This window comes from Rhodococcus sp. IEGM1428 (genome assembly GCF_050321865.1).
Classification (GTDB): Bacteria; Actinomycetota; Actinomycetes; order Mycobacteriales; family Mycobacteriaceae; genus Rhodococcoides.
The window spans coordinates 160891-173224 of sequence record NZ_JBNQFW010000003.1 but is presented as its reverse complement, the minus strand read 5'-3'; the positions used below and the strand labels follow the sequence as shown (position 1 = coordinate 173224).

Here is a 12334-nt window from a genome sequence, read left to right as displayed (position 1 = left end):
GACTCCCCCGAATCCAATTCCGACTCAGAGTACCCTTCGGAACGCAAAACGGGGAATTCAATTGTTTTACGCCACGATCAGAACTCCAGCTTGCTCGCCTCGTCTCGGGCCGATTCTGCCGCGCGGCGCTCGCGCTCGAAGAGCAGACCGAACGTGAAACCGTTCTCCCCTGCCGTCGTCCCGGCTCGCGCACCCAGCGTCCGCAGAATGCCCGCCGCGATCACCGCGTCCTGATGCTCACCGAGCACTTCCTGAATCATCTTGAAACGCTTGATGTTTGCTTTCGATACCTTCTTGTCCACCACCGGCGCGACCAGCTCGGCCGCATACCGAGCTCGCTTCGACGCCTTGCGAGCGCGGTGCAACGCCTCGTCGTCGGTACCGAGCACCGCACTCTTCGTACGATCGATCGCCTTCTTCCCTGCCTTGCGTGCAAGCTTGACCAGCAGGCGATCGTTGACCTCTCCGTCGATCGGCAGCCCGCGCGACCATGCCGACAACTGCGTCAACAGCGCGCGATAGCGGTCGCCGTCGAGTTCGGCCATCGCCGTTTCACGATGCCGAATCTGCTCTGCCAACAGATCGTTCTCGATACGCGAGGCCACCGGCCCCAGCACCAATTCGGACGGCAGTTCTCGCAGCGCCGCCGCGAACCGGGCGCGCTGCACCTGCCGGTCTCGAACCTCACCCAGAAGGCTTGCGTACCAGGATAGTTCGGCCTCCAGATGAGCTGCGGCCTCGTCCTCGAACACACTCCCGAACACCCGAAGAGTGCTGCGATACCGTCTGATTGCCACCCGGGTGGAATGGATCGGGTCCAACCCGCGACGCAGATACACATCACCCGCGACGATTGCTTGCACCTGCTCGTCGAGGTAATCCGTCAGCAGCCGAACTCCGGAGTCGGCCGGCACCTCGCGCACCACGGACAGCGCCCGATCCAACTTCGACGGATGCGCCGACGGGCGAGCACCCGCACCGCGCAGCAGCTTTCCGGCCTTCTTCAGAAACGACTCGGAGCCGGCCGGGCCGAGTTCGACCTCGACCTCCCGCCACCGCGGCCCCGTCGCGCCGCCGATCAAGACCACCGACACCTCGTCGTCGGCGATCTCCGCAACCACCGCCCCGTCGGCGTCGGACACCGAATGCACCGTCCGACGCGTCGTCAAGGTCGCGACCGCGGACAATTGCCCGCCCATCACGGCACCGCGAAGGACGTCGACCAACTCGTCGGGCACCACGTCGTCGGCACCGCTGCCGAGAGGAAGTCGAATCTCCGTTCGCGCCTTCTCGGCCGGAACCTTCGCGTGCCAGCCGTTGTCCGAATCTCCGGTGCGCCGCCGCAGCGTGATTCCCCGTCGCAACAGATCGTGCCCGGCAGTGTCGAAGTACTCGCTGATCAGATCGGTCTCACTCGACGCCAGAACCCCATCGGTGGGCACCAGCGAAGCGAGAGTGGGCAACTCGAAATGTGCGTCGACGTCGAACTTGTCTTCGCGCTCGGTCTGAATCGACTCCATACGACCATCCTGCCTCGAGTACCGGGTCCGACGGCGGCGGAAAGTGCAGACCCGTCAGCCTCGCGGCATGTCCAGCTTCGGGAACGGAAAATCGAACGTCCGAGTCGAGCGGGTGGTGGTCGTCGGACGCGTGCTGGTGGTCGTCGGGCGCGTGCTGGTGGTCGCCGGAGCCTGTGTTGTGGTGGGCGGTGAAGCCGTCGTCGTCGGAGCCGCCGTCGACTGCTCCGACGTGGGCCTGACGGGAGCCGTCGACCCGTCGTCATCGGGAGTCGCACCGGTCGAGGCCGTTGTTCGCCGCGGCGCGGTTGCTCGTGCCGCATCGGAGGTCGTGGATGCGTCCGACGAGGATGTCGTGGGCGCCGGGGAGGAGGCGTCCCCGGACGGGGACATCGACGTCGTCGTGGTCGCGAGCGGCACCGATGACCGATCCGGATCTGCAGGGGAACCGGCCGATGCAGGCTCCACGGACTGGGAGCGGACCGTCTGCGACGAATCCTGCGAGCTGCCGACCGACGGGGCCGGATCGTCGGTGCTGGTCCGTGCCGCTGCGGCGACGACGGTCCCGGCCGCACAGACCGCAACCAGTGCGGCGACTGCGCGTCCGAGATGCCGGGACTTGTTGGCTCTGGTCATCCGCTTTGAGGAGGTGTCGCTGTGGCGCGGGCGTTTGGAGACCACCGCACCCACCGGGACAACTGCGGCCACCTCGCGATCGGCGGACTCACCACCGACGGCCGCGAATTGCTCGGTGATGGCGTCGTGCTCAATCGGCGCAGGCCGCACGCCTACCGTCCGAGCAATCCCTGCAGCACCGCGGGCCGCCAACAGTTCCGGTTCTTCGGGAACGAACACCGGCATCGAGACCGCGTCGAGCAAGACCTGTCGGACGATCTGCATGTTGGCACCGCCACCCACCGCGACGACGGCGTCGACGCGGATGCCTTGCGCACCGACGGCGTCGAGCACATCGACTGCCATCGAGACGGCTCGGTGCACCGAGTCGCCGATGAGCTCGTCGAGAGTGCCGCGCCACAATGTCGCACGACCGCCGACGAAAGGTCCGAGAACCGAGACGCTGCGCAAGAGCGACAGTTGGTGTTTACCGACTCGAACGTCGTGGACGAGCCGACGCCGGGCCTCGACCGTCAGTGCCTCCGCTGCCCCGAACGTTGCGATGAGGTGATCGCACAGGACACGATCGCAGGCGTCACCACCCAATTCGTCGGTCCGAGACGCGGCGAGTACCCGGCCGCTGTGGACATCCACCACGGATACCGACGTGCCGGACGCACCGACGTCGAACAGCGCGACGCAGCTTTCCCCGGCCAGCACACCCGTTTCCCGGAGCGCACCCAACTGCGCACCGAGCTCCGAGACGAGCACAACGTCGTCGGAGAAATCCTGGCCGAAGGCCGTTCTGGGGTCGCTTTCGCGAAGCGCGAGCACCGGGTAGAAGTCAGCGGACGCATGCTCGGCTGCCAGATTGTGCACCGAGGCGATGACGGCATCCCAGGGATCGGGCGCAAGACCGTTGGGTGCCGGCCCTGACGCCACTGGTTCGTGTACTTCCAGGACGGAACCGGGAGGAGTGTTGCTGCTGATCACGCTGCGAACACCGCTCGACCCCAGTGATGCACCGAGTACAGACGCACCGACAACCGCGGACACAAGAAACCTCGTTCTGGTAGGCCCCAACCCACGTTAGGTCACCAGAGTACCGCTACAACCGGCCATTCGTCATGTTTCGCCGGCCGAAAACAAACTCGGGGGTCAGTCCACGCTCGACTGATTGAAGTTCAGGTACGCCTTGGACGGGGTGGGACCGCGCTGGCCCTGGTACTTCGACCCGACGGCGGCGCTGCCGTAGGGGTTCTCGGCCGGCGACGACAGCCGGAAGAGGCACAGCTGCCCGATCTTCATTCCCGGCCACAGCGTGATCGGAAGATTGGCGACGTTGGACAACTCCAGTGTGATGTGGCCGCTGAAGCCCGGGTCGATGAACCCTGCCGTCGAATGAGTGAGCAGACCGAGCCGTCCGAGTGAGCTCTTACCTTCGAGTCGACCGGCCAGATAGTCCGGCAGCGTCGTCAGTTCCAGGGTGGAGCCGAGCACGAACTCGCCCGGGTGCAGAACGAAGGGTTCGCCGGCCTCGGGCTCGACCAGCGTCGTCAATTCGTCCTGCTGCATGGCCGGATCGATGTGCGTGTAGCGCGTGTTGTTGAACACACGAAACAGCTTGTCGAGCCGTACATCGACGCTCGACGGCTGAACCATCGACGGGTCGAACGGCTCGATGGCCAGGTTGCCGAGGGTCACTTCGGCACGGATGTCACGGTCGGAGAGCAGCACCTCTGCAGGCTACTGGTCCACTACTGCCTCTCGCGACACACCCGAGCCCCGGTCAGGGCGAGTAGCTGGGCAAAAGAAAATCCGGACAATCGAGCGGCACCAACTTTCACACTCGGGCAACTCCTATCAGGAAGAGTGAAATGAGAATTCCATTCGACGTTCCGTCGTACCAGGACGATCGATCTCGATGCCGCATTGTCGCCGCAACACCCGGAAACAATCCGGTGCTGTGGGAACAATTCCTCGACGGCGCAGAAGAAAGTTATATGAGACACGGTGTTGCTTCTGCGCTCGAAATGTCGACCATTCGAGACGGTGAAACCACCACCCTGTTCTTCGCAGCACTCGATCACGCCGAGGTGATGGTCGGCGGGGTTCGCGTGCAAGGCCCATATTCCTCGGTGGATCAATCGCACGCACTCGTCGAATTCGCCGGACACCCCACCGGCCGCCGCCGCGTTCACGCCATGCTCGACGAGCGCATCGCGCACGGGGTGGTCGAACTGAAGTCGGCATGGGTCGCGCGGGACGCACACCGCGGCCGCGCCGTCACGGCAGTGATCGCGGAATCGCCCGCGTACAGCACCGCGCTGCTCGGCGCGCGGTACGCACTGGCCACCGCCGCCTCCCATGTCCGCAGCGCATGGCTCGACACCGGCGCGATCATCGCCACCCAGATCGAACCGATCCCCTATCCCGACGAGCGATACCGAACAGAGGTGTTCTGGTGGGACAGGAGAACTCTCGCGTTCGACGCCGAGCTGTCCACCTGGCGGCGGATGCGTCGCAACACAGTCACCTTGCTCGCCCACCGTCGACCGTCCATCGAACTTCCGGAAGCAGTGGCATCATGAGCGAGGTATGGCAGCCTGTGATATTCGACAAGACGGATGCCGCACAGCGCGCCGCCCTGACGGAACTCGAACAGGATACGAGCCTGACATTTCTCGACGAGCGAGAGACGCAGAGAAAAGGCTTGCATACTCTCCTTCCCAGCCCTGAGCAGAGCCTTCTCGAAGAGAACGACCGGTGGGTGTACTTCCCGTGGAGAAAGACGGTGGTCGCGGTTCTCGGACCCGCGGCATTTCGACACCTGAGACTCGACAGAAACCGGAACAAGATAACCCGTTCCGAACAGAATTCATTGGGAGATCTCACCATCGGAATTATCGGCCTCAGCGTCGGGCACGCCATTGCCCACACATTGGCACTCGAAGGAATCTGCGGAACGCTGCGCCTGGCAGACTTCGACGCCATCGAGCTCTCCAATCTCAACAGAATTCCGGCATCCATCCTCGATCTCGGTATCAACAAAGCGGTCGTCGCGGCGAGACGCATTGCGGAGATCGATCCGTATCTGCGGATAGAAATAGTCGAGGACGGAATCACGGAGGACACCATCGACGGGTTCTTCGACGGACTGGACCTGCTCGTCGAGGAATGCGACTCACTCGACGTCAAGGTCCTCGCCCGCGAAGCAGCCAGATCGCGCCGTATCCCGGTGTTGATGGAGACATCCGACCGTGGATTGCTCGACGTCGAACGCTTCGACCTCGAACCCGAGCGCCCGGTGTTCCACGGCGTACTAGGAGAGATCGACTCGACGGGCCTGCGGGGTCTGGGCACCCGGGACAAGATTCCGATCGTGCTCGACCAGCTGGACGCCGCGCTCCTCTCGGCGCGCATGGCCGCCTCGATGGTGGAGGTGAGCGAGACGATCGAGACGTGGCCGCAGCTGGGCGGAGACGTCCAGCTCGGTGGTGCCACCGTCGCGGCCGCTGTTCGACGCTTCGGCACCGGAGCCCACCTGCCGTCCGGACGAATCCGGATCGACCTCGACACTCATCTCGATGCGCTCGCCTCTCCGCATCCGACTCGGAAGGAGGAACTGTCCCCGGACGAGGGTGCAGACGGTTCGCCGACGAGCTCCGTCGATCCCGACGAAGCCGTTCTCGACGCTGCCCGACGCGCACCGTCCGGCGGCAACAGTCAGCCGTGGACGCTGTCGACCGACGGACGCACGGTGACGATAGGCATCGACCGATCCCGCACCTCGACACTCGACATCGCTTTCCGCGGCAGCTGTGTAGCAGTGGGTGCCGCGGCCTTCAACGCTCGCGTGGCCGCCGCCGCTCAGGGCAGATTCGACGGTGAGCTCATCACCGACCAGGGAGTCGAGATCTCGTTGAGTGACCGTGACCCCGAACCGATCACCGATCGACGCCTCCTCGACGGCGTAGTCGGACGCTGCACCAACCGGGAGTTGGGCACCGCCGAGCCTCTCGACGCGAGCGTTGCAGCAGACGTCGTTTCTGCGGCCGCGGCGGAAGGTGGGCGAGCCGTGCTGCTGACGACACGCGAATCCATTTCCGATGCTGCGGACATCCTCGCCGACGCCGACCGTATTCGGTATCTCACACCACATCTGCACCGAGAGATGTTCTCCGAGTTGAGATGGCCGGGAGATCCCGATCCGGACCGAGGCATCGAGGTATCGAGCCTGGGGATCGACGACGCGGATCTGTCCAAGCTCGAGATCGTCAAGCGGCCGGACGTCATGGCGCTCGTCGATACCTGGGACGCCGGCGCGGCGTTGGGGTCCGACATGCGTGATCGGGTGCTGTCGAGCTCGGCGATCGTGGTGATCGTCGTACCCGGATCGACCGCAGACCATTACATTCGGGGAGGATATGCAACGGAGAACGTTTGGGTAACTGCGCATTTGCACGGTCTGGCCGTACAGCCGGTTTCCCCCGCGTTCCTGTACGCACGCACCCCGGAAGAACATCAGCAGCTGTCGATGCATCGCGGAGAAGCCTTGCAGGAGTTGAACTCGAGGTTTCGCGCACTCCTCGACATCACCGACATCGAATCGGTGGCGCTGGTGTTGCGGCTCAGTTGCGCCCCGAAAAGCAGGATATACAGTCGCAGAGTGCCTGTTTCGGCTCTCGGATCGGGGTAGAGTCCGGCAAAGACCAGGGGGAACAGTCCTGCACTGTGTCTGGGAAGAGGCGGGAGCGGGGCACTGGCGCACACACAGACGCTCGAGGTTCTCGTCACCGGAGTCGCAACCGAACTCATGGGAGTCGATGCGGCGACGGTGCACGAGGCGTACGAATCCGTGCTGCGGCGACTCGTGGACCACCTCGGCATCGACTTCGGTTTCCTCAGGCACAACGATTTCGAGGCCAGAGCCACTGTGCTCAGCGCGGAATGGCCCCGACGACTGAGTAGGCCCGATCCGGATCCGTTGGCAGTCGTGAAATTCGAAGACGCCGATTCGGTGTTCGCACTGGCCGAAACACTGACCGAACCGGCAGTGTTTCGGCCGGACCAGCAACAGGATGGCTATCGCCGACGCGTCGAGCAGGGATCGGGATTCTCCGCGACGTCGATGGCCGTGGTGCCGCTGTTGCACGCGGAACGAACCATCGGCATCCTCGGCCTGATCAAGATCGGCGACCGCTCCTGGTCCGAGATAGAACTCAACGCTCTCAAAGCAATTGCGGCGCTGCTCTCCCAACTACAAGCACGAGTGATCGCCGAGGAACAACTGCGATTCGCGGCCCTGCACGACCACTTGACCTCACTGCCGAACCGCACGGCCCTCGCGCAGCACCTCCGCGAACGACTCGACCCGTCCATGCCCGGTCCCGTCGCGGTGATGCACATCGACCTCGATCGACTCAAAGCACTGAACGACTTTCTCGGGCATCTCGCTGGAGACCACTTCCTCCAAACCATCGCCAACCGACTGCAGAGCTTCGTCGGCGATTCGGCCGGCATCGCCGCGCGTCTGGGCGGCGACGAATTTGTCGTCGTACTCGCCGGACCGTGCTCGGCCCGCGTCGCGAAACACCACGCCGAACTCATCGCCGACGCCATGAACGCACCCGTCACCCTCGGTGTCGAACGTATAAGCCGCAGCGCGAGTATCGGCATCGCCTTCGGCCAACCCGGCCGGCACACCGCGGAATCGTTGCTGCGACAGGCAGATCGAGCAGCATTGGTTGCCAAACGTGCAGGCGGTCATGACATCGCTCTGTTCACCGACGAAATGCATGCCGATTCCGAACTACGCAACGACGTCGAGATCCACCTGCGCGACGCCATCGCAGGCGACTCGTTGATCCTGCATTTTCAGCCCGAGGTGGACCTCGTCTCGGGACGGATCACCGCAGTCGAAGCATTGGTTCGATGGCAGCACCCCACCCGTGGACTGCTACCCCCGTCCGCGTTCATCCCGGTCGCCGAGGAGACGAACCTCGCCGGCGAACTCGGTCGCTGGGTTCTCGACCACGCCTGCCGCACCCTGGCCGACTGGCAGCGGGACATCCCCGAGCTCGACATCTCGATGCGCGTGAACATATCGCCTGTCCAACTCGTCACCAACGGTTTCGTCGGTGCCGTCGCCAGAGCACTGGAAGAGTTCTCGATAGCAGGCCCCAACCTCTGCCTGGAGATCACCGAAGTAGCAGTGGTACAGGATCTTTCACGCACTCGCGTGACGCTCCGTGAACTTCGTGAACTCGGTGTGCAAGTAGCGATCGACGATTTCGGTACCGGATACAGCTCACTGTCGCACTTGAAGGAATTGCCCGTCGACGCACTCAAGATCGATCGCGCCTTCGTCACCGAGCTCGGCAACGGAACCACCGGCGACCTCGCCATCGTCCAGTCCATCATCGGACTGGCCGACGCGTTCGGGCTCAGCATCATCGCCGAAGGCGTCGAAACGCAGAGCGCCAGAAACACCCTCATCGAACTGGGCTGCACGCGCGCGCAGGGATACCTCTTCTCCAAACCGGTAGCCGCCGCAGACGCCCTGATCCTGCTGCACGGTGTGCGAATCGACGTCTGAGTGCCCTGCTAACCTGAACAGCGCAACACCACGCCGGTGTAGTTCATTGGTAGAACGCGACCTTCCCAAGGTTGAGAGGCGGGTTCGATTCCCGTCACCGGCTCCACGGACCGACCCCTCGGCTTCCCCTCCGACTCGTGAGCATCCCTGAACTCACCGACCATCCTGAGTCACTACATTCACTCCTGAAACAAACCGACCAACGGGTCGATCGGTCGGTACCCTCGCAAAAGACCGATAGCGTATGCGAATTCATTCATTGTATTCGCAAGAATTCCTGCATTTCAAAAGAATCTTCTTCCGCCTTCTTCGGCGTGCTAGAAATCGGATGTCGACGTTCTTTCACACGACATCTGACCTGACAGGAATCCCCTCATGCGTTCACTATCGACCCTTGCTGCGGTCACCCTGACGACATTGGCCGTTGCCGTCTCGTCGGCCACCGCAGCCCCCGCGCTCGCTGCGCCCCCGAGAACCCAAGGCGGAGCAGGAACCCTCCTGTGGGAAGATCAATTCAACGGCTACGGCGGACCGGACCCCTCCAAGTGGGGCTTCCAAACCGGCCGGTGGGGTGCGAGTTCTGGTGAGCAGCAGTATTATACGAACTCTTGGAACAACGCGAACCAGTTCAATGGAACTTTGAACATCACCGCGCGTCGCGAAACCCCGCCGGACGGCAAAGGGGCACCGAACAACTTCACCAGCGCTCGAGTGGTCAGCATGGGGAAGCAGTCGGCGACCCCACCGGTACGCATCGAGGCGTCGATCAAGATGCCGAGCGCGCAGGGTTTGTTGCCTGCATTCTGGACACTGGGACTTCAGCCCGGTGGTGAGTATTCGTGGCCCAGTCAAGGCGAGATAGATGCGGTCGAAATTCCCGGATTGAACGGGCCTTCGTTCAATCTGCATGGTCCCTCGAAAAGGAATTCGAGCCAGGACGTGAAAACAGGCGGAGGAATGGGTCCCGTCGGAAACGGGTTTCACACCTACCGAATCGACTGGCTACCGACCAGTATCACCTGGTTCGTCGACGGAGTTGCGAGATATTCACTGACCAAGGCTCAGTACGAGGCGAAAGGCGGCAACTGGAAGGCATTCTCGGGTGCCTGGCCGCATTACATCCTGCTCAACGTGGCAGTGGGCAACAACTGGGTCGGCAAGACACCCACGAGCACGCCGTACCCGCAGACCATGAGCGTCGACTGGCTCCGCGTGAGCCGTCTCTGACCTGCAGATAAGCTTGATCGATCGAGGGGCCCAGCCACACCGGCTGGGCCCCTCGTCGCGCGTCGATCATGTCTCCTCTTTTTGCTCGGTTCTTTGTAGCAGAACAATTCTTAGGACTTTTACCGGTCGAACGCGTTGGTCGTAGGGACATCTCACAAATTCAGGAATACCGTCTGTACATGCGCGGACCACGCCAGAGTCTGATCACCCTCGTCATCGCCGCTGCCGCTGTCGCCATCGCTGCACCGACTGCACAAGCAACTCCATTGATGCCCATTGCGGCTGCGCCCGAGCAACCCGATCATGCCGAGGCCATCCGCTACGCGGCAACCAACCGTGACGCCGCCCCACCCGGGTCCAACGACATGAGCTGCACACCCACCGCAGAGCACCCCGACCCCGTCGTCCTGGTGCACGGCACCGACTCCACTGCGTACTCCGATTGGGCCGCCTTCTCCCCGATACTCCGAGCAGCCGGATTCTGCGTGTTCGCCATCAACTACGGTGCATCTCCTGACGGCACGAGCAACGGCTACGGTGCCATCGAAGACAGTGCGGCACAACTGAAATCGATGGCCCAGTCCATCCTGGACGCGACCGGGGCTGCAGCGGTCGATGTGGTCGGTTACTCACAGGGTGCGGCGGTGGCACGGTACTTCGTCAATCGGCTCGGCGGTAACGCCATGGTGCGTCGCTGGGTGGGAATTGCATCCCCGACCTACGGCGGCACCATGTACGGAGCCACCCCCGTCGTGCAGGCTGTGCCCGGTGCAACCAGTCTGGTGGCAGGCGAATTCGGACCCGGGCTGGCGCAACTGATGGCCGGATCCGACTTTCTCGATCGCCTCAATGCAGGCGGCGACACCGTGCCCGGCGTCGAGTACACGTCCATCGCAACCAGAGTCGACGAAGTGATTCAGCCGTACACCAATGCGCTACTTCGGGATCCCGGAGCCCAGAACATCGTGGTGCAGGACGTGTGCCCCGACACCGAGGTAGCGCACTTCACGTTCACCTACGATCCCACGGCACTGCGCTTGGCGCTCAATGCACTGGATCCGGCGAACGCACGCCCACCGACGTGCGTCCCGGTACCCCTGGGATCCGGAATCCTCGACGTCGTCCTGGCCAGCAATTGACGTCTCAGGTGAGCAGTTGATGCGCTCTGAGTCCGACGTACAGTTCTGCGGCCTGAACGGGATCACGAAAATCGCGGCCGGTCAGCTCGGCAATTCGACGTAGCCGATACAACACCGTATTGCGGTGATAGTGCAGCGATTCGGCGGCACCCTTGGTGGATCCACCGCACGAGAACCACGCGTCGAGTGTGGCCAGCAGACTCTGCCGCTCGTCGCGCGGCAACGCCAGTAGATCGCCGAGGATCTGACGCGAGGCGATGCGACCCGACTTCGGATCGCGGACCAACAACAGCGGCACCGGTACCGAGTCGTATCGAATCGGCGTCGACTCGGCAGTGCAACAGGATCTCGCCAACCGCGCTTGAACCACGGCGTCACCGATACCCGACGGGGACCGAAAGACCGAACTCACCCCTACCCGCCCCGCACACAATTCACTCAGCGTCACCAACGCAGAGTCGATCTCCGATTCGGTTGCCGCGCACATCAACCCGACGCTTCCGTCCACTTCCGCATCCCACACGGACTCGGCGCCCGTCGAACGAAGTCGCGCGATCAACCCGTCGACCCCCACCGCCGTGGTCAGCGGCTCCTGCGAGACCACCACGAAGTAACCGTGGTCGGGAATGCGAAATGCTCGCAGCGCGTCGGCAGCCGCGGACGGATTCGCCGTGTGATCGGCGAAGAGAACCCGAATGAGTCGGCCACGGGCCTCGGCACTCTCGCGGGCACGCATGTCTGCGCTCTGCCGATAGGCCTCCGCGGCCTCGTCGGAATACACGTCGACCAGAGCCCACACCTGTGCTGCCATGTCGAGAAGTGCGTGACTCGCCCGGCCGTCCGAGCGCAGCATCAACTCGTCCCAGACCAACCTGCCGCCGAGCCGGAACGCGTGCAGCAGTGCAGCCAGCGGTACCCCCTGCTCGGCCTTGAGTCGGCCTGCGGCCTGTGCCGACTCGAGCTGCATGGGCGCGCGACCTGACAGCTTGCCCAGCATCGACGCCAGATTGCTCCGCGCCGCCTCGTGCAGCTGCTCGGGCGTGAGCAGCGTCGATTCGAGGTATGCATGCTCGGCCCCGAGAATTCGACGCACCAGTTCGCTCGCCAGATCATCGACGCCGTCGAGCATCGTCGCGGCCAGATCGGTCGGTGACGGATGCAGATCCAATTCGGTCGCGGTCATGACAGAACTCTAACCGCACCCATGTAAGCCACGCCACACCCGAACTGTGCGACGG

Annotated in this window: 9 protein-coding genes and 1 tRNA gene; 6 read left to right on the top strand and 4 right to left on the bottom strand. The window is 63.4% G+C overall.

All coding sequences use genetic code 11. The features are described from left to right. Positions 1-77: 77 nt before the first annotated feature. The 3 genes from ACQR3T_RS15545 to dcd form a co-directional block, all read right to left on the bottom strand. Positions 78-1520, bottom strand: coding sequence for a CHAD domain-containing protein (locus ACQR3T_RS15545; RefSeq protein ID WP_428694020.1), 1443 nt, complete (start codon positions 1518-1520; stop codon positions 78-80). A gap of 54 nt (positions 1521-1574) precedes the next feature. Then, positions 1575-3125 (bottom strand): Hsp70 family protein, encoded by a 1551-nt coding sequence (locus ACQR3T_RS15540; protein WP_428694019.1) that lies wholly within the window; start codon positions 3123-3125, stop codon positions 1575-1577. Between the two features lie 165 nt (positions 3126-3290). Then, entirely contained in the window at positions 3291-3869 is a 579-nt protein-coding gene (gene dcd, locus ACQR3T_RS15535) for a dCTP deaminase (protein ID WP_094618922.1), read from the bottom strand. A gap of 140 nt (positions 3870-4009) precedes the next feature. On the opposite strand from dcd, the gene ACQR3T_RS15530 reads away from it, so the two are divergent. From ACQR3T_RS15530 to ACQR3T_RS15505, 6 genes are all read left to right on the top strand, one after another. Further along, positions 4010-4723 carry a hypothetical protein gene (locus ACQR3T_RS15530; protein WP_428694018.1) on the top strand — a complete coding sequence of 238 codons (714 nt, stop codon included), beginning with the start codon at positions 4010-4012 and terminating at the stop codon, positions 4721-4723. Continuing rightward, the gene (locus ACQR3T_RS15525) at positions 4720-6831 is read left to right on the top strand and encodes an Rv1355c family protein (RefSeq protein WP_428694017.1); all 2112 of its coding nucleotides are present in this window, start codon (positions 4720-4722) and stop codon (positions 6829-6831) included. The genes ACQR3T_RS15530 and ACQR3T_RS15525 overlap by 4 nt, the downstream gene beginning before the upstream one ends. Before the next feature lie 117 nt (positions 6832-6948). Beyond that, positions 6949-8730: a putative bifunctional diguanylate cyclase/phosphodiesterase gene (locus ACQR3T_RS15520; RefSeq protein WP_428694016.1), complete on the top strand. Its 1782-nt coding sequence runs from the start codon at positions 6949-6951 to the stop codon at positions 8728-8730. Positions 8731-8762: 32 nt separating this feature from the next. Next, positions 8763-8836 (top strand) — tRNA-Gly (locus ACQR3T_RS15515). Positions 8837-9105: 269 nt separating this feature from the next. After that, the gene (locus ACQR3T_RS15510; protein WP_428694015.1) at positions 9106-9957 is read left to right on the top strand and encodes a glycoside hydrolase family 16 protein; all 852 of its coding nucleotides are present in this window, start codon (positions 9106-9108) and stop codon (positions 9955-9957) included. 179 nt (positions 9958-10136) lie between these two features. Continuing rightward, positions 10137-11096 carry an esterase/lipase family protein gene (locus ACQR3T_RS15505; protein WP_428694014.1) on the top strand — a complete coding sequence of 320 codons (960 nt, stop codon included), beginning with the start codon at positions 10137-10139 and terminating at the stop codon, positions 11094-11096. Between the two features lie 4 nt (positions 11097-11100). Here ACQR3T_RS15505 and ACQR3T_RS15500 read toward each other — a convergent pair whose 3' ends face one another. After that, on the bottom strand, positions 11101-12279 hold the full coding sequence (locus ACQR3T_RS15500) for a PucR family transcriptional regulator (RefSeq protein ID WP_428694013.1): 1179 nt from the start codon (positions 12277-12279) through the stop codon (positions 11101-11103). Between the last annotated feature and the right edge of the window lie 55 nt (positions 12280-12334).